Origin of the sequence: Undibacterium sp. CCC3.4, from assembly GCF_034347425.1 — a bacterium.
In the GTDB taxonomy this organism is placed as follows: Bacteria; Pseudomonadota; Gammaproteobacteria; order Burkholderiales; family Burkholderiaceae_D; genus Undibacterium.
This window is the reverse complement of record NZ_CP133779.1, coordinates 300660-320711: the sequence shown is the minus strand read 5'-3', so window position 1 is coordinate 320711 and position 20052 is coordinate 300660. Positions and strand designations below refer to the sequence as shown.

The window sequence follows — 20052 nt, the reverse complement described above, 5'->3', positions numbered from 1 at the left end:
TTGGTCTGGCCTGATCGTATCGGGCGATTTATTTATCGTGCACTGTGCCCAGATGCACAAGGAAAGATAATGCAATTCAATAAAGAACTGGACGCGCGCGGACTCAACTGCCCACTGCCGATCTTGAAAACAAAAAAAGCCTTAGCTGATATGATTACCGGCGAAGTGCTGCATGTATTGGCAACCGACCCCGGTTCAGTGCGTGACTTCAAAGCGTTTTCCAAACAAACCGGCAACGAATTGTTGTCGCATCAGGAAAGCAGCAATGAATTCGAATACTATATCAAACGCAAGTGACGAGCTTGTGACACATCAAGCTCTGAGCGACCGGCCTTAGCCTTCGCTCGCTGGTGGCAATCCCAAGAGGCTCGATACCGTGTGTATCGGGCTTTTTTATTACAAAGAAAATGCAACTCCAGCTTTGCAATGAGGCGCAGCAGGGCCTAAGAGCCCTATTGTAAGCTTCGTTTATGACCGCTGTATAACGTCCCTAGCTTTGCTGTAAAAACACGACAGACACACAGTATTTTTCACCGTCAGACCTTAAATATTTCTCTCATTCAAGCCTTTTGCTTGATAATCCCCCTCTCATTTTCGTCAATAAAATCAAATTGACTGGCAGTAGCTCGGCAAAGACAAGCCGGGCAAGGTGATTTCAAATTCGGAGAAATACATGAAATGTAAACGCAAACAAGCAATTGCTTTGGTCATCAGCGCCACGCTGTGTATGGCCGCTTACGCCGCGGACAAGCCGCATAATGTCATCTTATTCGTGCCCGATGGCTTGCGCGCCCAAATGGTCAGCGCCGCAACAGCACCGAACATGGCGGCCTTGCGCGATGCCGGCGTCACTTTCAATAACAGCCATTCCTTATTTCCGACCTTTACCACCGCCAATGCCTCCGCCATGGCGACCGGCCATCATCTGGGTGACACCGGTGATTTCAGTAATACTATTTACACCGGCTACCCGGTTCCGGGGGCAGGCTTTTCCGTGACCCCATTCTTGGAAAGTGATCCGGTACTCGGTGATGTCGACGAACATTTTGCCGGCGACTACCTCAATGCCGACACACTGTTGAAAGCGGCCCGTAAGGCTGGCTTCAACACGGCAAGCGTTGGCAAATTAGGACCGGTGCTGATTTTTGATCACACCGAACGAACCGGGCAACAAAGTGTCATCGTCGACGACTCCACCGGCACGCCGAATGGCATTCCCTTGGCCCCTTGGATGCTTGAAGCGCTGCGCACTTCAGGCATCGCCAGCGTGGCACCGACGCGCGGCGAAAACGGTAAATCTGGCAATGCCACGACCGCCGGTACCTTGGCTGCCAATGTCACGCAACAACAGTGGTTTGCCGATTTATTCAATAAAGTAGTTTTGAGCAAATTCAAGCAAGACGATAAGCCATTCATTGCTGTATTTTGGTCCCGCGATCCCGATGGCAGTCAGCATAATCAAGGCGACAGTTTGAATCAATTGGTGCCGGGAATTAATGGTCCGACCTCGCTGGCCGCGATCAAAAATGCCGATGATAATTTACGCCAAATCCGTGAAACCTTGGTCGCCTTAGGGCTCGATCAAACTACTGATATTGTGGTGTCGGCCGATCACGGATTTTCTACCATTTCCAAGCAAAGCGCGACCAGTCCATCAGCCAAGCTGCACTACGCTGACGTGCCAGTCGGATTTATCCCACCAGGATTTTTAGCCAAAGACTTGGCGCATTTACTCGACCTGCCTTTGGCCGATCCCGATCAAAAAAATGCGCCGATTCTGCCAGATGCCCATCCTAAGTTTGCCAACGGCGTATTAGGTAAAGATCCTGCTAACCCGCTCGTCGTCGTGGCCGGCAATGGCGGCTCTGACCTGATTTATTTACCAGCGAAAGCGAGCAAAGCAGAGGCCCATGCCCTGGCTGGTAAAGTCATCGCTGCCTTGCTGACGCAAGATTATGTCAGTGGCTTATTTGTCGATAGCCGTTTGGGGAAATTTCCCGGCACCCTGACTCTGAGCGATATTAACTTGCAAGGGACTGCGGTCACACCGATGCCGGCCATCGTCGTCAACTTCAAATCTTTCTCCACCGGTTGCGCCCAGCCTTACACCTGTGCAGTTGAAATTTCCGATACCGGTTTGCAGCAAGGGCAGGGCATGCATGGCAGTTTCAGTCGTGCCGATACCTTTAATTTTACTGCCGCTTATGGCCCTGATTTCAAACAAAAATTTCTTGATACCGCACCAGTGAGTAATGCCGATATCGGTAAGACCATTGCGGCTATTTTGAAACTCAGCATACCTGATCAAGGTAAGTTGCTTGGTCGCGTGATGAGCGAAGCAATGACCGATGGCAAGATGCCGAAAGTAATCAAAGCATCGATTAAATCTGCCCCGACAAAAACCGGCTTGCGCACTATTCTTAACTATCAACAAGTCGGCACCACAAGGTATTTCGATGCTGCCGGTTTTCCTGGTCGTACTGTCGGTCTCGATGCTGATCCAGCGGTGCAATAAGCAAGGAAATTGCTCTGCGTTTCGGCAGGGAAAACCAGTCTCACCTTCGATTGCTTGATCACGGATGCGCTGAAAACGTCATTTTCCATACATTGGAAATGGCGTTTTTTTTATGCCTCAATTCGGCAAAAATTCCCGCATTTTTTTTAACTAAGCTTGTGAATTTTTTTTTGAAAAAGCACTTTGTAATGACATAAGCCAGTCATATTGCGCAGTTATCTTAGCGCCTCAGGGTAAATATTTTATTTAAAAAAAATCAGGAATAAAAATGCGTCGTTCCATTCGTTCGTTTCAGCTTACACCGTCCCATATTACTGTAGCTGTTGCTACCTTGTGTGCAGCACTATCCGCACCTGCAATCGGACAAAATCTCACCGTAGCAGCAGCACCAACTGCTGCTGCTGCATCCGATGCCAGTGTCAGCACGGTAGAAATTTCATCGGAAAAAACTCGTTCCAGTGTCACCATGAGCGGCAAAGAAATTCAGAAAGTGATACCCGGTGTAAATCCTTTGAAAGCCTTGGAAACCCTGCCTGGCGTGAGCTTCCAAACGGCCGACCCATGGGGAAATAATGAGCAAAATATTTCGCTGGTGGTACATGGCTTTAATGGTCAACAATTAGGTTACACCATGGATGGTGTGCCACTCGGTGATCAACAATACGGTAACTACAACGGCTTATCGCCACAGCGCGCCGTCACCAGCGAAAACGTACGCCGCGTAGTACTGTCAACCGGTGCGGCCGATCTCGGCACGGCCTCGACCAGTAACTTAGGCGGTGCGATAGAAACCTATTCCAGCGATCCGCAAAAGGAACGCAATATCAATGTCCAACAAACTGTCGGCAGTCACAATGCTTCACGCAGTTTCGTGCGTGTCGATACCGGTGAATTCGGCGAGGGTAACAGTGCCTATGTGTCAGTGCTGCATCACGAAGCCAAAGCCTGGGATTTCGATGGTCGCCAGAGCGATGATCAAGTCAATGCGAAGTTCATTCATCAAGGAAAATCCGGCAAGCTGACGGTGTATGCCGATTGGTCAGATAAGACTGAACCGAACGAAGACAGTATCCTGCATTCGCCGACCATCAGTTCGCCTTACACCCGACCGTTTCTGTACCCTGATTTTAATGCAGCCTTAAATTATCTGAGTACCGCCGGCGCGCCACCGGCTGCTGCCGGTTCCAATTTTCAGAATTACTACAGCGATGCGCAGCGTACTGATAAGCTCGCTTACCTCAAGTACGATGCCTATCTGAACGATAACATCACTTGGTCGAATCAATTCTATTACCACCATGATGATGGCGTCGGTGTGGTAGCTGGGCCGATCAATCAGGCTGGATTGCCGGCACTGTTCAGTGTCTATTTTCCGAATCAAAATCTGAAACAAGTGTTCGGTAATTCCGGTTATGCCACCCGCACCACGGAATACAATATCAACCGGAAAGGTCTCATTTCTACCCTGCACATCGACCTTGATGCGCACAGCATTGAAACCGGTATTTGGGCCGAACACAACCAATCCACCGCGTATCGTCGCTGGTATGCGCTCAATCTGGCTAATCCTTCCTCACCGTACACGCGCCCTGGTAATTTAGCCAGCCCGCTCATTACCCAATACGGCAGCAGTATCGATAATCAAGTACTACAATTTTATCTGCAAGATGAATGGAAAGTGCGTCCTGATTTAGCCCTGCAAGCCGGCTTCAAATCGAGTTTGCAATTTGCGAACGGGACTTTCCCGGTGCAAGAATTACCGGCTGCCATCGGCAGTGGTTCCACTGGCTTACCAGAGGGGCAGATCGACACCAAAAAATGGTTCCTGCCGCAAGTGGGTATGCGTTGGGATATCGATGCGCACGACCAGTTGTTTGCCAGCATTCAGCAAAATATGCGTCAGTTTGTTACCTATGGCGGCGGCGGTGCTTCGCCGTGGAGCTTAGCAACACAAGCGGCCTTCAACTTGTTCGCTGCCACGGCCAAACCGGAAACCTCGCTCACCTTCGAGTTGGGCTTACGTGACAAACGCCAGCTCAACTTAGGCCCGATCACGGCCTTTGAGGGGCAGATCGATCTGTATCATGTGGATTTCAGTAATCGTCTGTTGGCGGTTAGCTCCAACCCTATCATCACCTCTTTCGTCGGCGGCACCACCTTGTTGGCGAACGTTGGCACGGTCAAAACCAATGGCGTTGATCTGGCCGGCACCTTGCATTTTGGTCAGAATTTTTCCCTGTACGACGCCGTCTCTTATAATGATTCTAAGTACCAAGACAATTACACTTCCGGTTCCAGTCTGATTCTGACCGCTGACAAGAGCGTGCCAGGGGCACCGAAGTGGATGAATAAATTCGTCGCCTCGGCCAATATTGCTAACGTCGATGTCCAACTGACCGGCGATTTTGTCGGTCGTCGCTATGCCACGTACACCAACGATTTGTCGATCTCGAGTTATTTCTTGATGGGTTTGAACATTGCTGGCAAATTGCCATTGCCAAGCACTTTGATTAAAAATCCACGCTGGAATATCGCCGTGACGAATCTGGCAAACCGCCAAGGTAGCTTGGAACTGAACGGCAGCTACGCCGTCAGCGGCAGTTATGCCGTTTATCCGATTCCTCCACGTCAAGCTTTCTTGACCGTCAAGGCAGACTTCTGATGCGTATAGAATTGATCACGCAAGCAGGTTTTGCCCGCCGCACTCTGCTCAAAACGGCGGCGGCCGGCATGGTCTTGGGTAGCTTGCCGCGTTTCGCCATGGCGCAAGCCACGGTGCAACGCTTATCGCCACAAACCAAGCCCTTGCTGTTCGCTCACCGTGGTGCCAGTGCTTTGCGCCCTGAGCATACCTTGGCGTCTTACGCCAAAGCGATTGCCGATGGGGCCGACTATGTCGAACCGGATTTGGTGATGACAAAAGATGGCGTGCTCGTCGCGCGCCATGAAAACCATTTGTCGGATACCACGGATGTCAGTACTCGGCCGGAGTTTGCCAATCGCCGCCGCAAAAAAACCATAGACCGGGTTGAACATGATGGTTGGTTTGTCGACGACTTTACCTTGAGCGAATTGAAGACCTTGCGCGCCGTGGAACGCTTGTCGACGATACGTTTGGGTAACGTCGCTTACAACGGGCAATTTCAAATCCCCTCGTTTGAGGAAATCATCGACTTCGTTGCCGCAGAATCGGCCACGCGTGGGCGTGTCATCGGTATTGTGCCTGAATTGAAAAGCTCGACCTACTTTGCCAGCGTCGGCTTGCCGATGGAAGATACTTTCGTTGCCACCTTGATGGCGCACGAATATAGTCGGCGTGCACCGATCGAAATTCAATCGTTCGAAGTCGCCAACCTGAAATATCTGCGCAAGCAGCTCGGGCGGCCGGCTAACATACGATTGATGCAATTGGTAGTCAGCGAGGCTGTGCTGCCGAGTGATGTGGCTGCCGCCGGTGGTCACACCAGCTTCGCAGAAATGATCACGCCGGCCGGTATGCGTGAGGTGGCCAAGTATGCCGATGTTATCGCCCCGCCGACGCGTGCCATTATCCCGCTGGGCAAAGATGCACGTTTGTTGGCGCCGACCTCATTCGTCAGCGATGCGCATCAAGCCGGCTTGCTCGTACATATCTGGACTTTCCGTCCGGAAAATGTCTTTCTGGCAGCTGATTTCCGCCAGGGCAGTGACCTCAATGCCCGCAATGAGGCCGGCTCCATCGCCGAAATGAAGCGCTATATCGAAACCGGTATCGATGGTTTCTTCAGTGATGATTCGGCACTCGGACGGGCAGCCATCGACGCCTGAATGAGTTGAATTAAAAAATACTCCGCGATCTTACTGGTTGCGGAGTATTTTTTTGCGGCGAGCGGATATGTCGCGGTCTATCTTTTCAGGATCAGGCCGTAGATCAGCCTGATTAGGTGCTTTGCTCTAGCAGAATGCATTCCGGAAAAGGAACGATCGTGCTAAATTATGCCAAGTATTAAGGATTTCGATTTATAATCGGAAAGATTTACGTATACGTCAATTTGTCGCCACAGATCGCTCAAAAGAATTAAACTCGCTTTTCTGGCGTGTGGTCATTTTGCCGCTGCAAACCCTATTCGCATCATCTTTGTATTTCCTATCAGCTCATAAAGGAAGAAAATGAAAGTCCTGGTACCAGTCAAACGCGTCGTCGATTACAACGTGAAAGTCCGTGTGAAATCTGATGGCTCAGGCGTCGATATCGCCAATGTCAAAATGTCCATGAATCCTTTCGATGAAATCGCGGTTGAAGAAGCCACCCGACTCAGAGAATCGGGTGCCGTGACCGAAGTGATCGCGGTATCTTGCGGTGTTACGCAATGCCAGGAAACTTTGCGTACCGCTATGGCGATTGGTGCCGATCGTGCCATCTTGGTTGAGAGTGATGCTGAACTGCAACCATTGGCTGTGGCAAAATTGCTCAAGGCCTTGGCCGACAAAGAACAACCGCAATTGATTATCCTCGGTAAGCAAGCGATTGATGATGATTGCAACCAAACCGGCCAAATGTTGGCTGCTTTGCTGGGCTGGCCACAAGCGACTTTTGCCTCCAAAGTCGCGATCGTCGACGGCAAAGCCGTGGTGACGCGTGAAGTTGATGGTGGCTTGGAAACTTTGTCGTTGACTTTACCTGCCATCATCACCACGGATTTGCGCCTCAATGAGCCGCGCTATGTGACGCTGCCTAACATCATGAAAGCCAAGAAAAAAACGCTCGACAATGTCAAGCCGGCCGATCTGGGTGTCGATGTCAGCTCACGCGTGAAAACACTGAAAGTGACTGAACCGGCAAAACGCAGCGCCGGCATCATCGTGCCTGATGTCGCTAGCTTGGTTGCCAAATTGCGCAATGAAGCCAAGGTCATCGCCTGATATCGGTCCTTGCAGACCATTACTCTCAAGTTTTAAGGTGTACCCCGGTCGGGGCACAAGGAAAATATTATGACTACACTCGTCATCGCTGAACACGATAATGTCAGCCTCAAAGGCAGCACGCTCAACACCATTACTGCCGCTACCCAATGCGGCGGCGACGTCCATGTACTGGTAGCCGGTTTTCAAGCTGGCGGCGTGGCCACTGCTGTTGCCGGTATTGCCGGTGTGACTAAGGTGCTGCACGCCGATGCCGCCCATTTTGCCGATGGCTTGGCGGAAAACATCGCGGCCCAAGTTTTAGCCATTGCCGCTGCCTACAGCCATATTCTGGCACCGGCCACGGCCTACGGTAAAAATATTTTGCCGCGCGTGGCTGCCAAGCTCGATGTCTCGCAAATTTCTGAAATCACTAAAATCGATGCGCCCGATACCTTCGAGCGTCCTATTTATGCTGGTAATGCCATTGCCACCGTGCAATCGGCCGATGCCGTTAAGGTCATTACCGTGCGTACCACCGGTTTCGATGCCGCAGCAAGCGGTGGCAGCGCCGCAGTGGAAGTGCTTGGCGCCGTTGCCGATGCCGGCATCTCGGCCTTTATTTCGCGCGAAGTTGCTAAATCTGATCGTCCTGAGTTGACTGCAGCCAAAGTCATCGTTTCTGGTGGGCGTGGTATGGGTTCAGGTGATAACTTCAAACTGCTCGAACCGCTGGCCGATCGACTCGGTGCCGCCATGGGTGCCTCGCGCGCTGCCGTCGATGCCGGCTTTGTACCGAATGACTGGCAGGTTGGTCAAACCGGCAAGATTGTTGCTCCGCAACTTTACATCGCCGTCGGTATTTCCGGTGCAATCCAGCATTTGGCCGGTATGAAAGATTCGAAAACTATCGTGGCCATCAATAAAGATCCGGAAGCGCCGATTTTTGCCGTGGCCGATTACGGCATCGTCGGCGATTTGTTTGAGATCGTGCCAGCATTGATCGCTGAACTCGGCTGATCCTTGGTGCCGCTGCGGCGGCATCAACAGGGCAGACAGGTGCTTTGTCGCGTAACTGACAGTAAAATTTTTATTGTTATGACATATTGCCTGCCTGCCCTTTTTTTCATTTTTACGCCTATTTTATTCAGGAATATTCCATGACTTATCTTGCCCCTGTTAAAGACATGCTGTTTGTGATCAACGAGCTCGCTGATCTGGCTGTCGTCAATGCTTTGCCTGGTTGCGAAGATGCGACGGCAGAAACGGTACAAGCTGTGCTGCAAGAAAATGCCAAATTCGCCGCTGAAGTCGTGGCACCGCTCAATTGGACTGGCGATCAAGCGCCTAGTTATTGGCAGGATGGGAAGGTAGTCACCAGTAAGGGCTTCAAAGAGGCCTTCCAGCTGTTCGGTCAAGCCGGCTGGCAGGGTGTTCAGCATCCACAGGAATTCGGCGGTCAAGGCTTGCCTAAGCTGTTGGCTACACCATGCATAGAAATGCTCAATGCCGCCAGTATCTCGTTCGCCTTGTGTCCCTTGTTGACCGATGGCGCGATCGAAGCCTTGTTGACGGCTGGCAGTGATGAGCAGAAAGCCCTGTACTTGGAAAATCTGATTTCCGGCAAATGGACCGGCACCATGAACTTGACCGAGCCGCAAGCCGGTTCGGATCTGGCGATGGTGCGTTCGCGCGCCGTGCCGCAGGATGACGGCACTTTTAAAGTCTTTGGTACCAAAATTTACATCACCTACGGTGAGCACGATATGGCCGAAAATATCGTTCATCTGGTGCTGGCACGCACACCTGACGCACCGGAAGGAGTGAAAGGGATCTCGCTGTTCTTGGTGCCTAAGTTCCTCGTCAATGCCGATGGCAGCCTGGGTGCGCGCAACGATGCCCATTGCGTGTCGATCGAGCATAAGCTCGGCATCAAGGCCAGCCCGACTGCCGTGTTGCAATTCGGCGACCATGGTGGTGCCATCGGCAGCTTGATCGGCCAAGAAAATCGGGGCCTCGAATACATGTTCATCATGATGAATGCGGCCCGTTTTGGCGTCGGCATGCAGGGTATCGGGATTGCTGAGCGCGCGTATCAGAAAGCGGTTGGCTACGCCCGTGATCGCGTGCAATCGCGCGATCTGGCCGGTTCGGCTGCACCGGTGGCAATTATTCGTCACCCCGATGTGCGCCGCATGCTCATGAGTATGCGTGCCCAGACCGAAGGCGCGCGCGCACTGGCTTATGTGGCCGCGGCCACCAGCGATCTGGCGCATCACCATCCGGATGCGGCTGTACGTGCCAGCAATCAGGCTGTCTATGAATTCCTGGTGCCGGTAGTCAAGGGTTGGGCGACTGAAATGTCGCTCGATGTCACCTCGACTGGCGTGCAAGTGCATGGCGGCATGGGCTTCATCGAAGAAACTGGCGCGGCCCAGCATTATCGTGACGCCCGCATCCTGACGATTTACGAAGGGACGACGGCGATTCAAGCCAATGATTTGATCGGCCGTAAAACCGCGCGCGACGGCGGTGCCACGGCTAAAGCCCTGATTGCGCAGATCCGTGCCACCGCAGCACAGCTCACAGCCAGCGGCACGCCGGCGCTGGTGGCGATTGCTGTGCGCTTGGCGGCCGGTGCGACGGCGCTTGAGGCGGTGGTTGAATATGTGCTCGCCAATGTCAAGACCGATGTCAAAGGCGTGTTTGCCGGCAGTGTGGTGTATCTGAAGCTGGCTGGTATCGTGCTTGGCGGCTGGCAAATGGCGCGCGCCGCGCTGATCGCGCAGCAGAAATTGCAGGCAGGGGCGGGCGACGCGGCTTTCTATGAAGCGAAAATTGTTACGGCGCGTTTCTTTGCCGATCACATTTTATCGGCAGCGCCGGGTATGCAAAGCGCCATCGTCGATGGCAGCAGCGGTGTGCTGGGTCTCGCCGACGAGCAATTTTAAGTTGCGGCGGCGGTGCGCGCGCCGCCGTGTTTCAGCCGTAGGCGCCACCGGTATAGAGTAAGTCAAAGGCGCGGGCAATGGTGGCAATCAAGGCGGTGGCGCCGCAGGCCATGGCCAGCACCAGGATCAAGGCCAGTGGCCAAGATGAGTCGCTTTGCTGACCGGAGTCGCGGTTGTAGGTGTGATCCCATTTTTCATCCGGTATCAAGCCGAGTACCAGCGTCTCCAGCAGGGCAATGAGCAGCGATAAAATCAGTGGACTCCAGCTCAATAAGCCCGGTACGCCGAAGTAAAATGATGATAACAGTATCGACAAGGGCAGGCTGAGCAAATGCAGCCAGGCCCATTTGTCGGTTTTGCCATGTAAGTAAAAGCGATGCGCGCCGACACTGCCAGCCACGGCGGCCAAGAGGGTGGTGAGGGTTTTGTTTTTGTGTCGGACTGTCATTTTGCGTGGTATCCAAGTTGCGGTGCAGGCGCTGATTGTAGACCAAGTCGCAGAAGGGTGTAGAATGCACCACGGTAGCTTGCACATATCACCGATAGTCCTTGCTTGTTTTTGTTCAAGCGGGCTATAATCTACAGCTTTTTCCGCGTTTAGAACATTTTTTGGAAATATTATGGTCGTTATTCGTTTAGCTCGTGGTGGCGCAAAAAAGCGTCCTTTTTATAACATCGTTGCAACTGATTCCCGTAATCGTCGCGATGGTCGCTTTATCGAGCGTATCGGTTTTTACAATCCGGTTGCTACCGGCGGTGCAGAATCCGTACGTGTCGCAGCTGACCGTTTGGCTTACTGGCAAGGCGTAGGCGCACAATTGTCACCGGCAGTTGCTCGTCTGGTTGCTTTGTCGAGCAAAGCAGCAGCGTAATAGTTTGCTCGCGATGTCAGTTGGAACCCCTGTTCCTGATGATTTAGTTCTGGTTGGCTATATCTCGGGGGCATTTGGTATTCATGGGTGGGTAAAGATTCATCCTTACTCGCCGGATGCTGATGCCATGTTGTCCTCCAAAACTTGGTGGATAGATAAGCCGGACTGGCGCGACATCGATCGTATGGAAGCAAAACTCCATGGCGACGATGTGGTGGCCAGGCTGGTCGGTGTGGCAGACAGAAATGCAGCTGAAGCGCTCAAGGGCGCGGCAGTAAAAATTTCACGCAAACTTTTCCCAGCTTTATCCAAAGGTGAATTCTACTGGATGGATCTGGTCGGCTTGCAGGTAGTTAACCTGGAAGGCGAAAGCTTGGGTGTGGTCAGAGATTTGATGGATAACGGTGCGCATCCGATTTTACGGGTGGCGGCGGCCGAGATTGCTGATGCTGACTTACCTAAATATGAAAAATTGATACCCTTTGTCGATCATTTCGTCAAAGAAGTCGATCAAGTTGCAAAGAAAATACAGGTTGATTGGGGTGTTGATTATTAAAATAGCAAAATACTATGCCGTCGGAGTGCAGTTTCATGCAATTTGATGTCATTACGCTATTCCCCGAAATGTTCGCGGCGCTTACCCAATCTGGGGTGACGCGGCGCGCATTTGAGCAAGAAAAATGTCAGCTCAAGCTCTGGAACCCGCGCGATTTCACCACTGACCGTCATCGCACCGTCGATGACAGGCCGTATGGTGGCGGACCAGGAATGGTCATGATGGCCAAGCCTTTACAGGCAGCGATAGTGGCCGCGAAAGCGCGCCAAGCCGCTGTCGGCAAAGCGGTGCCGAAAGTGATTTATTTGTCGCCTCAGGGGCGACGCTTGAGTCATGGACACGTGATGGAGCTGGCCGATTTGTCTGGCATGGTCTTGTTATGTGGGCGCTATGAAGCTGTTGATCAGCGTTTGCTCGATTCCTGTGTCGATGAAGAAATCAGTCTTGGCGATTTTGTCTTGTCTGGTGGCGAATTACCGGCAATGGCCTTGATGGATGCGGTGATACGGCAGATTCCGGGCGTCTTGCACGACGATTTGTCGGCCGTGCAAGACAGTTTCGTGGATGTTTTGCTTGATTGTCCGCATTACACCAGACCGGAAGTCTTGGATGGGGTCGCGGTTCCTGCTGTGTTATTAGGCGGGAATCATGCTGAAATCGAAAAATGGCGGCGTCAGCGCGCACTCCTTGCGAGTGTGAACAAACGCCCGGATTTGATCGAGCTCGCCCGTGCAGCCGGTTTGCTCACCCGTGCAGATGAAAAATTTTTAAGCAGCTTATAAGCGGTGTTGAGACTGTTGATAAGTTTTGGTAATGTTTACATTTTCTTGCGGCCGTATCAGTCAAGAATGTAAGGCGCGTACCGCTTCGGTGCGCATGTTTAATCCCATCCTCTACCGGGCACAGTCAGACTTGTTCTGCAGCGTCGGCAAGATGGTTATCGGAGTGTCAAAATGGATCTGATCCAAAAATTAGAGCAAGAAGAAATTGCTCGCCTGGGTAAAAATATCCCAGTTTTCGCCCCTGGCGATACAGTCATAGTCAGCGTCAACGTTGTCGAAGGTACGCGCAAGCGCGCCCAGGCTTACGAAGGTGTTGTGATTTCCCGTCGTAACCGTGGTCTCAATTCGAACTTCATCGTTCGTAAGATTTCCTCAGGCGAAGGCGTAGAGCGTACATTCCAATTGTATTCTCCACTGATCGCTGGTATCGAAGTGAAACGTCGTGGTGACGTTCGTCGCGCCAAGTTGTACTACTTGCGTGAACGTTCGGGCAAATCTGCGCGTATCAAAGAAAAATTGCCAGCACGTAAAGTTGTGGCAGCAAAAGCAGTGTAATATCTGCTGGCGCGATATGAAAAAGGGATGCTTCGGCGTCCCTTTTTTTCATTTTGATCGAATTTTTTATCGGTGTCTCGTGAGTATATTGACTTTTAACCCAGAAATGCTGGCTATTGCATCGGTTGCCGGTGAAGCTGCGCTTGCGCCGCAGCGTTTGGCACCAGAGTGGCTGCAGCAGCGCTTCGCAGCGCCACCACTGTGGCTGCCTGAAGCAGTGGTCGAAGAGCGTGCGGCCGAGCGCGGCTTGCATCCGGCTTCGGTTCTGATTCCCTTGGTGTTGCGCACTGCGGGTCTGTCGGTTTTGCTCACTCAGCGTTCGGCCCATTTGAACCACCATGCCGGCCAAATCAGCTTTCCTGGTGGCCGTTTTGAAGAGCGTGACATCGATCCGGTTGAAACCGCGCTGCGCGAAACGGAAGAAGAAATCGGCTTGCATCGCCGTCATATCGAAGTCCTCGGTGCCTTGCCTTTACATCGCACCGGTACCGGCTATCAGGTCACCCCGGTGGTATCTTTGGTGCATCCGCCTTTCGATTTACAATCCGATCCGGCGGAGGTGGCGGCGGTATTTGAAGTGCCGCTGGCGTATTTGATGGATGGTCGCCACCATCAACGTCGCTTGTTTCACTTGCCCGATGGCGGTGGCGAGCGCTTGTTTTATGCCATGCCGTATCAGCAGCATTTTATTTGGGGTGCGACCGCCGCCATGTTGCGCAATTTGTTTCATTTTCTGCGCGCGTAAAACTGCATGCGCACAAAACCTGTGGCGCTGCACGGCTTAATCGGTGTTTCATTGATGCCAGTGAGGAACAAAGCTTCATAATCTGGGCAAATCGGTTTACACTTGCCGCATTAGCAAACTCTTAGACAACCGTCGTTTGCCGCGACTCCAGCCCAGCCATCATGACATTTATCTCCATCCTGTTTGCCCTCCTCATTGAGCAGCTCAAGCCTTTGCGCGCGGATAATCCGATTTACATGCAGATTCAAAATCTGGCCATGCGCATAGAAGGCTCGTTCAATGCCGGTAAGATTAAGCATGGACGTCTCGGTTGGTGGATCATGGTGGCCTTGCTGATGGTACCGACGGCATTGATACACTGGCTGTGCCTGCGTCTGAGCCCGTTTGCCGCCTTTGCCTGGAATGTCATCATCGTGTATTTGACGCTGGGCTTTCGCCGTTACAGCCATTATTTCACTTCGATACAACTGGCCCTTAGTTCCGGCGATGAAGACGCCGCGCGCCGTTACCTGGCCGAGTGGACCCACAGCGACACGAGCGAGCTCAGCGTGACAGAAATTTCGCGTCTGGCCATTGAGCGCGCACTCATCGCCACGCACCGTAATGTGTTCGGTGTGTTTTTTTGGTTTCTCATGCCGGTTGGTCCGGCCTGCGCGGTCATGTACCGTATCGCCGAATACCTGGCGCGTGCTTGGACGGAACCCGAGCACATGAAAAATGAAGAATTTGGCATATATGCAACAAAAGTATTTTATTGGATAGACTGGGTGCCAGCACGCTTGACGGCCGCCGCCTTTGCCGTGGTCGGCAATTTTGAAGATGCCGTGTACTCTTGGCGCAATTATGCCGAGCGCTGGCACGATGAGCTTGTCGGTATCATCTTATCTGCCGGTGGCGGTGCGCTGGGCGTGCGCCTTGGCGAGCCGGAAGAAAAAGCCTTGTTACTGCAAGCCGATGCCAGTGCTGTCGACATGGATAGCCTGGAACTGGAAAGCCAACCCGGTGCCGAAGCCTCACCACGCGCCCTGCAAAGCGCGGTTGGGCTGGTTTGGCGGGCCTTGTTGTTGTGGATGCTGTTGCTGCTGTTATTGTCGTTTGCGGTCTGGATCTGAGCGTTCGTGGCCTGAGGAAGCGCGGATTAAATCCGGGCTTCTTTAATGCGCCAGCTTGAGCATGAGGCCGGTAATCAGTGCGCTCTGGACTATACCTGCCGAAACGATCCAGCGAATATTGTCGGATTGAGTTTTAGCTATTTTTCTCAGTAGTACGTGCTCAAGTCTGGCAATGTCAGACTTCGTCTCTTGCCGAAATGCAGCGAACTCGGCTTGCATCTCTTGGCGAAATGCATCCATATCGGACCGCATTTTTTGCTGAAATGCAGCCATTTCAGCTTGAATCTCCCGGCGGAATACTTCCATTTCGGAATGTATTTTTTGCTGAAACGCAGCCATTTCGGCCCGCATTTCTTGACGAAACGCATCCATGTCAGCCCGCATTTCTTGACGAAACGCATCCATGTCAGCCCGTATCTGGTGACGAAAGATTGTCATATCTGATTTCATTTCTTGCTGGGAAGCTTCCATGTTGATGCCAATTTCGGTGCGCAGCGCAGTAATGCTGCAATCCATTTTGACCAGCTTTTCATTGATATCTTGTTTATCGGAAATATGTTCGCGTAGACCAGCTTGCTCAGCTTGCATGATTTCTGCCAACAGACTACTCTGTGCTTTTGCTTGCTGTGGAGGCACGCCGGCGGCTTCGAGTTGTTCAGTCATGCGCAGGGTATTGAAGGGGATGGCATTCATTATTGGACTCCTCATGCACGTTCATATCTTTTAATTATCCACTTGTCTGCTTTATGAGCAAGCGGCTTTTTCGCAATAACGTGCTGCCATCAGCGCCTGAGGCCGCGACATTGAGGGCTTTACTCACAGCGAAAATCCTCTATATTAGCTGGACTATGTGGATATATCTGATACGAAGATTTCGAACTCAGTCTTCTATAAGATATAATACCCATGTATTCTGAAATGACGTGTCACATGATGATATGGCGTTCTTTCCAATGTAGCATCACTACTAGCCGAGCACATGGCCGATTCCCAAAAAACGCACTTGCCACCAGTCCGTGAGTTTTTCATCCAAGGTATCACCAGCGATGGAAAGCCATTTCGCCCCAGCGATTGGGCGGAGCGTCTGTGCGGCGCCATGTCCTGTTTCAGTCCTGATGGCGGGCGTCACTCACACCTGCAATATTCCCCGTATGTGCGACCGATACTGTTGAATGGCATACGTTCGGTGGTAGTTAACGAGGCGATACGTGAAATTGAGCCATTGGCTTATCATTTTGTCCTCAGTTTTGCCAAAGATAATGATTTGCAAATCATCGATGCCTGTCTGCTGCCCGAGCCGCCGCCGGCCAAAGCATAGCAACACTCTGCCGGTATCAGGCAAATGCTTGCATGATCTGCTCCCTGAGCCAGAGATTGGCTGGGTCGAGCGTCACATTTTGGTGCCAGTACAAATACACATCCCAAGAGGGCATGCTCAACGGCAGCGGTAAAATCTGATTGCCGAATTGTTCATTCGCTATTCTGGCATAGGCTTCAGGCATCGTCAGCAGCAATTCAGTCTGGCTGACCACGCGACAAGCGGCAAAATAGTGTTGGCAGCGCAAGCGTATACGCCTTTGCAAGCCTAGCCGGCTCAATTCAAAATCTTCCAAGCCCATCCCTTTCCGGCGCGAACTGGCGAGAATGTGCTCGGCGTCCAAATATTGTTCGAGGCTGAGTGTGCCGCTGATCAGCGGATGGCCGGCGCGCGCCAAAACCACGGTCGTGTCACGTGAGATTTGCTGGCGTCGTATTTGATTTGGCAAGGGCAGCAGCATGTCGATGGCGACATCGAGCGTGCCGGCCGCCAATTCATTGACAAGTTCGCGCCGTTCCACCTGAATCGCTGCCAGATTGATACCGGGGGCGGTACGCGTGACTTGCGCCAACAATGGCGGCAGCACTGTTGCTTCCAGTACATCGCGCAATGCCAAATGAAATTGCTTGTTTTCCAATGCGGGGTTGAATTTTCCGCTATCGGTCAGGGTCATCTCCAAGCCGCGCAGCGCTTGCCGCACCGGTTCGATGATGCTGCGCGCCAGTGGCGTTGAGACCATGATTTGTCCTTGGCGCACAAACAAGGGGTCGTCGAACAGTGTGCGTAAGCGTTTGAGAGCGTGACTGATGGCCGGTTGCGTCAAATTCAATTGTATGCTCGCACGCGTGACCGTACCTTCGTTGTAAATCGCCTCAAAGACGATGAATAAATTCAAATCGACGCGTGATATATGCATGAGATTAATAATGTTTGATAATAACTATTCATTTGATCAATTATAGACGCGGCCGTAGACTGAGGACTCAGTAATTTCATTTGAGTGGAGCGGGAATGGCACAGATTTACCTCGTGCGTCATGGACAGGCTTCCTTTGGCAGCCAAAATTACGATCAATTGTCACCATTAGGCTTACAACAAGCGCAGCACCTCGGACGCTGGTGGGCTGCTCGGGCACTGGTGCCGGATCGCGTGATCTGCGGTGCCATGATGCGGCACCAACAAACTGCCGCGGCTTGCATGGCAGAACTTGGTGCTGGCGATCAAGGTCGCTGGCAAGCTGCCGATGCCGGTTTTAACGAATACAATCACCACGAGGTGCTGGCGCGACATATGCCAGCCTTCGACGATCCGGCTGCAGTCAAGCATTTTCTGCTCAATACCGTCAATGGCAAGCAGGAATTTCAAGCGATCTTTGCTGCCGCGATCACGCGTTGGATGTCCGGTTTGCATGCCGCCGACTACAGTGAAACGTGGCCAGCGTTCAGCCAGCGCTGTATCGCTGCCTTAACGCGTCAGTTGGCGCTTGCTGACGATGCCAAACATATCGCTATCTTTACTTCCGGCGGCACGATCTCTGCCTTGTGCCAGCATGTATTGGGTTTTCCCGACGCTAAATTTTCCGAACTCAACTGGTCGCTGGTCAATAGTGGCGTGACGCGTTTGCATGTACAACCGGGACGACTGGGTTTGGCCGGCTTGAATAATTTTTCTCATCTTGAAGTCTTGAATGATTCACGCAACATTACTTATGTATAGGACAGCATGATGAACGACAGTTTTGATTTGACTGGAAAAATCGCCCTCGTGACCGGTGCCAGTCGCGGTATCGGTGCGGCGGCGGCGCGTACTTTGGCCGCGCAGGGCGCCTATGTGATCGTCTCCAGCCGCAAGCAGGAAGCGTGTGCGGCGGTGGTGGCTGAAATCGTCGCCGCCGGCGGCCGCGCCGAGGCACGCGCTTGTCATATCGGCGAGTTGGCACAGATCGACGCCTTGTTTGCCGGCATCACGGCCACGCATGGTCGGCTCGATATCTTGGTCAATAATGCCGCGACCAATCCGCATTTCGGTCATATCACCGATACCGATGTCGGTGCGTTTCAAAAGACGGTCGACGTCAACATCCGCGGTTATTTTTTCATGTCCACGGCCGGCGTCAAGTTGATGGCCCTGCATGGTGGTGGCAGCATCATCAATGTCGCCTCAGTCAATGGCGTCGTGCCCGGCGCGATGCAAGGGATTTATTCAATTACCAAAGCGGCCGTGATTGCCATGACCAAATCGTTCGCGCTCGAATGCGCGGCGCTTGGCGTGCGCGTCAATGCGCTGTTGCCGGGTGCGACTGATACCAAGTTTGCTTCGGCTTTGTTTCATAATCCGGAGATTTTGGAGCGGGCCTTGCGGCGCATTCCTTTGCAGCGTATCGCCGAGCCGGAAGAAATGGCTGGCACCATTTTGTATCTGGCCTCGCCAGCCTCAAGTTATACCACCGGCGCTTGCATCAATGTCGACGGCGGCTATCTCGTCAGCTAAGTTTCACCATTCAAGGAGCATTTCATGGACTTTCAATACAGCGATAAAGTGCAGCAATTGCAACACAGTTTGAGCGCTTTCATGGCCGAACATATTTATCCTAACGAAGCCGTTTTCTATGCAGAAATCGCGGCCAATCGCCAAGCCGGTAACCCGTGGATACCGACCCGTATCGTCGAACAACTGAAGCGCCGCGCACGTGACGCCGGCTTGTGGAACTTGTTCTTGCCGCAATCCGATCATGGTGCCGGTTTGACGAATCTGGAATACGCGCCGCTGTGCGAAATCATGGGGCGCTCCTTGTGGTCGGCCGAAGTGTTCAATTGTTCGGCGCCGGATACCGGCAATATGGAAGTATTGGCTCGTTACGGCAGCGCGGCCCAGCAGCAGCAATGGTTGGCCCCCTTGTTGCGTGGCGAAATACGCTCGTGTTTTGCGATGACCGAACCGGCCGTTGCGTCTTCCGATGCCACCAACATCGAAGCCTCAATACGTCGCGATGGCGATGAGTATGTGGTCAACGGTCGCAAGTGGTGGTCGTCCGGTGCCAATGACCCGCGCTGCCAATTGTTTATTTTCATGGGTAAGAGCGATCCTGATAATGTCAATCGCCATGCTCAGCAATCGATGATTATCGTGCCGCGCGATACGCCTGGCGTGACGATACTGCGGGCCTTGCCGGTGTTCGGCTACGACGATGCGCCGCATGGTCATGGTGAAGTCTTGTTCGATAACGTAAGAGTACCGCTGAGTAATATATTGCTGGGGGAAGGGCGCGGCTTTGAAATTGCCCAAGGTCGTCTCGGTCCGGGCCGGATTCACCATTGCATGCGCTTGATCGGTTTGGCTGAACGCGCGCTCGAAGACATGTGCAAGCGCTCGCTGACCCGGGTCGCCTTCGGTAAGCGCGTGGCCGAACAAGGGGTAACGCTGGAGCGCATTGCCAATGCCCGCATTTTGATCGATCAGGCGCGCTTCCTGGTATTGAATGCGGCGCAAATGATGGATACGGTCGGCAACAAGGCGGCGGCCAAGGAGATCGCTATGATCAAAGTGGCAGCACCGAATATGGCTTGCCAAGTGATCGACTGGGCCATTCAGGTGCATGGTGGTGGCGGTGTGTCGGATGATTTCGGTCTCGCCTATGCCTACGCCCAAGCCCGTACCCTGCGTCTGGCCGATGGTCCTGATGAAGTGCATCGCAATCAGATCGGTAAGATGGAGTTAAAAAAATACGCGACGGCGAAGTAAACGGCGTCGATGTTCAGAACCGTC

The 20052-nt window shown here is 52.6% G+C and carries 20 protein-coding genes; 17 read left to right on the top strand and 3 right to left on the bottom strand.

Going from position 1 to position 20052, the window contains the following annotated elements:
• Positions 1 to 69 precede the first annotated feature (69 nt).
• From RHM61_RS01530 to RHM61_RS01500, 7 genes are all read left to right on the top strand, one after another.
• Positions 70 to 297 (top strand): sulfurtransferase TusA family protein, encoded by a 228-nt coding sequence (locus tag RHM61_RS01530; protein WP_322249380.1) that lies wholly within the window; start codon positions 70 to 72, stop codon positions 295 to 297.
• Between the two features lie 376 nt (positions 298 to 673).
• Positions 674 to 2515: an alkaline phosphatase family protein gene (locus tag RHM61_RS01525; protein WP_322249379.1), complete on the top strand. Its 1842-nt coding sequence runs from the start codon at positions 674 to 676 to the stop codon at positions 2513 to 2515.
• Between the two features lie 268 nt (positions 2516 to 2783).
• On the top strand, positions 2784 to 5177 hold the full coding sequence (locus RHM61_RS01520; RefSeq protein ID WP_322249378.1) for a TonB-dependent receptor: 2394 nt from the start codon (positions 2784 to 2786) through the stop codon (positions 5175 to 5177).
• Positions 5177 to 6322: a glycerophosphodiester phosphodiesterase gene (locus RHM61_RS01515; RefSeq protein WP_322249377.1), complete on the top strand. Its 1146-nt coding sequence runs from the start codon at positions 5177 to 5179 to the stop codon at positions 6320 to 6322. The genes RHM61_RS01520 and RHM61_RS01515 overlap by 1 nt, the downstream gene beginning before the upstream one ends.
• 342 nt (positions 6323 to 6664) lie before the next feature.
• Positions 6665 to 7417, top strand: a complete 753-nt coding sequence (locus RHM61_RS01510) for an electron transfer flavoprotein subunit beta/FixA family protein (protein WP_322249376.1) — start codon at positions 6665 to 6667, stop codon at positions 7415 to 7417.
• 69 nt (positions 7418 to 7486) lie between these two features.
• Positions 7487 to 8416, top strand: coding sequence for an electron transfer flavoprotein subunit alpha/FixB family protein (locus tag RHM61_RS01505; protein ID WP_322249375.1), 930 nt, complete (start codon positions 7487 to 7489; stop codon positions 8414 to 8416).
• Between the two features lie 140 nt (positions 8417 to 8556).
• The gene (locus RHM61_RS01500; protein ID WP_322249374.1) at positions 8557 to 10347 is read left to right on the top strand and encodes an acyl-CoA dehydrogenase; all 1791 of its coding nucleotides are present in this window, start codon (positions 8557 to 8559) and stop codon (positions 10345 to 10347) included.
• Between the two features lie 31 nt (positions 10348 to 10378).
• Here RHM61_RS01500 and RHM61_RS01495 read toward each other — a convergent pair whose 3' ends face one another.
• On the bottom strand, positions 10379 to 10795 hold the full coding sequence (locus RHM61_RS01495; RefSeq protein WP_322249373.1) for an NINE protein: 417 nt from the start codon (positions 10793 to 10795) through the stop codon (positions 10379 to 10381).
• A gap of 172 nt (positions 10796 to 10967) precedes the next feature.
• Here RHM61_RS01495 and rpsP point away from each other — a divergent pair, with 172 nt between their 5' ends.
• The 6 genes from rpsP (at position 10968) to RHM61_RS01465 (ending at position 14969) form a co-directional block, all read left to right on the top strand.
• Complete coding sequence (gene rpsP / locus RHM61_RS01490; protein WP_322249372.1) at positions 10968 to 11219, top strand: 30S ribosomal protein S16; 252 nt, start codon at positions 10968 to 10970, stop codon at positions 11217 to 11219.
• Between the two features lie 13 nt (positions 11220 to 11232).
• A complete protein-coding gene (rimM, locus tag RHM61_RS01485; RefSeq protein WP_322249371.1) occupies positions 11233 to 11775 on the top strand; it encodes a ribosome maturation factor RimM in 543 nt (180 codons plus the stop codon).
• A gap of 35 nt (positions 11776 to 11810) precedes the next feature.
• Complete coding sequence (gene trmD, locus RHM61_RS01480) at positions 11811 to 12557, top strand: tRNA (guanosine(37)-N1)-methyltransferase TrmD (protein ID WP_322249370.1); 747 nt, start codon at positions 11811 to 11813, stop codon at positions 12555 to 12557.
• 171 nt (positions 12558 to 12728) lie between these two features.
• Positions 12729 to 13112, top strand: coding sequence for a 50S ribosomal protein L19 (rplS, locus tag RHM61_RS01475; RefSeq protein ID WP_322249369.1), 384 nt, complete (start codon positions 12729 to 12731; stop codon positions 13110 to 13112).
• Between the two features lie 79 nt (positions 13113 to 13191).
• On the top strand, positions 13192 to 13857 hold the full coding sequence (locus tag RHM61_RS01470; protein WP_322249368.1) for a CoA pyrophosphatase: 666 nt from the start codon (positions 13192 to 13194) through the stop codon (positions 13855 to 13857).
• A gap of 161 nt (positions 13858 to 14018) precedes the next feature.
• Positions 14019 to 14969, top strand: coding sequence for a CobD/CbiB family protein (locus tag RHM61_RS01465; RefSeq protein ID WP_322249367.1), 951 nt, complete (start codon positions 14019 to 14021; stop codon positions 14967 to 14969).
• A gap of 42 nt (positions 14970 to 15011) precedes the next feature.
• Here the strand turns inward: RHM61_RS01465 and RHM61_RS01460 are convergent, their stop codons facing one another.
• Positions 15012 to 15662, bottom strand: coding sequence for a coiled-coil domain-containing protein (locus tag RHM61_RS01460; protein WP_322249366.1), 651 nt, complete (start codon positions 15660 to 15662; stop codon positions 15012 to 15014).
• 286 nt (positions 15663 to 15948) lie between these two features.
• Here RHM61_RS01460 and RHM61_RS01455 point away from each other — a divergent pair, with 286 nt between their 5' ends.
• Positions 15949 to 16287, top strand: a complete 339-nt coding sequence (locus RHM61_RS01455; RefSeq protein WP_322249365.1) for a DUF3579 domain-containing protein — start codon at positions 15949 to 15951, stop codon at positions 16285 to 16287.
• Between the two features lie 16 nt (positions 16288 to 16303).
• Here RHM61_RS01455 and RHM61_RS01450 read toward each other — a convergent pair whose 3' ends face one another.
• Positions 16304 to 17203, bottom strand: a complete 900-nt coding sequence (locus RHM61_RS01450; RefSeq protein WP_322249364.1) for a LysR family transcriptional regulator — start codon at positions 17201 to 17203, stop codon at positions 16304 to 16306.
• A 95-nt stretch (positions 17204 to 17298) separates the two neighbouring features.
• Between RHM61_RS01450 and RHM61_RS01445 the strand changes: the two genes are divergently transcribed.
• Genes RHM61_RS01445 through RHM61_RS01435 form a run of 3 tightly spaced genes read left to right on the top strand, consistent with a single transcriptional unit; the run spans position 17299 to position 20028 of the window.
• The gene (locus RHM61_RS01445) at positions 17299 to 18003 is read left to right on the top strand and encodes a histidine phosphatase family protein (RefSeq protein ID WP_322249363.1); all 705 of its coding nucleotides are present in this window, start codon (positions 17299 to 17301) and stop codon (positions 18001 to 18003) included.
• Positions 18004 to 18009: 6 nt separating this feature from the next.
• Entirely contained in the window at positions 18010 to 18777 is a 768-nt protein-coding gene (locus RHM61_RS01440; protein WP_322249362.1) for an SDR family oxidoreductase, read from the top strand.
• A gap of 24 nt (positions 18778 to 18801) precedes the next feature.
• On the top strand, positions 18802 to 20028 hold the full coding sequence (locus tag RHM61_RS01435) for an acyl-CoA dehydrogenase family protein (protein ID WP_322249361.1): 1227 nt from the start codon (positions 18802 to 18804) through the stop codon (positions 20026 to 20028).
• Positions 20029 to 20052: the final 24 nt, after the last annotated feature.

Excerpts from the sequence above, each read along its gene's own strand:
- rplS (WP_322249369.1), top strand. The coding sequence starts at position 12,729 with ATGGATCTGATCCAAAAATTAGAGCAAGAAGAAATTGCTCGCCTGGGT.
- RHM61_RS01525 (WP_322249379.1), top strand. The coding sequence starts at position 674 with ATGAAATGTAAACGCAAACAAGCAATTGCTTTGGTCATCAGCGCCACG.
- rimM (WP_322249371.1), top strand. The coding sequence starts at position 11,233 with ATGTCAGTTGGAACCCCTGTTCCTGATGATTTAGTTCTGGTTGGCTAT.
- RHM61_RS01460 (WP_322249366.1), bottom strand. The coding sequence starts at position 15,662 with ATGAATGCCATCCCCTTCAATACCCTGCGCATGACTGAACAACTCGAA.
- RHM61_RS01445 (WP_322249363.1), top strand. The coding sequence starts at position 17,299 with ATGGCACAGATTTACCTCGTGCGTCATGGACAGGCTTCCTTTGGCAGC.
- RHM61_RS01500 (WP_322249374.1), top strand. The coding sequence starts at position 8,557 with ATGACTTATCTTGCCCCTGTTAAAGACATGCTGTTTGTGATCAACGAG.
- RHM61_RS01435 (WP_322249361.1), top strand. The coding sequence starts at position 18,802 with ATGGACTTTCAATACAGCGATAAAGTGCAGCAATTGCAACACAGTTTG.
- RHM61_RS01520 (WP_322249378.1), top strand. The coding sequence starts at position 2,784 with ATGCGTCGTTCCATTCGTTCGTTTCAGCTTACACCGTCCCATATTACT.
- rpsP (WP_322249372.1), top strand. The coding sequence starts at position 10,968 with ATGGTCGTTATTCGTTTAGCTCGTGGTGGCGCAAAAAAGCGTCCTTTT.
- RHM61_RS01495 (WP_322249373.1), bottom strand. The coding sequence starts at position 10,795 with ATGACAGTCCGACACAAAAACAAAACCCTCACCACCCTCTTGGCCGCC.
- RHM61_RS01455 (WP_322249365.1), top strand. The coding sequence starts at position 15,949 with ATGGCCGATTCCCAAAAAACGCACTTGCCACCAGTCCGTGAGTTTTTC.
- RHM61_RS01510 (WP_322249376.1), top strand. The coding sequence starts at position 6,665 with ATGAAAGTCCTGGTACCAGTCAAACGCGTCGTCGATTACAACGTGAAA.
- RHM61_RS01505 (WP_322249375.1), top strand. The coding sequence starts at position 7,487 with ATGACTACACTCGTCATCGCTGAACACGATAATGTCAGCCTCAAAGGC.
- RHM61_RS01515 (WP_322249377.1), top strand. The coding sequence starts at position 5,177 with ATGCGTATAGAATTGATCACGCAAGCAGGTTTTGCCCGCCGCACTCTG.
- RHM61_RS01450 (WP_322249364.1), bottom strand. The coding sequence starts at position 17,203 with ATGCATATATCACGCGTCGATTTGAATTTATTCATCGTCTTTGAGGCG.
- RHM61_RS01465 (WP_322249367.1), top strand. The coding sequence starts at position 14,019 with ATGACATTTATCTCCATCCTGTTTGCCCTCCTCATTGAGCAGCTCAAG.
- trmD (WP_322249370.1), top strand. The coding sequence starts at position 11,811 with ATGCAATTTGATGTCATTACGCTATTCCCCGAAATGTTCGCGGCGCTT.
- RHM61_RS01530 (WP_322249380.1), top strand. The coding sequence starts at position 70 with ATGCAATTCAATAAAGAACTGGACGCGCGCGGACTCAACTGCCCACTG.
- RHM61_RS01440 (WP_322249362.1), top strand. The coding sequence starts at position 18,010 with ATGATGAACGACAGTTTTGATTTGACTGGAAAAATCGCCCTCGTGACC.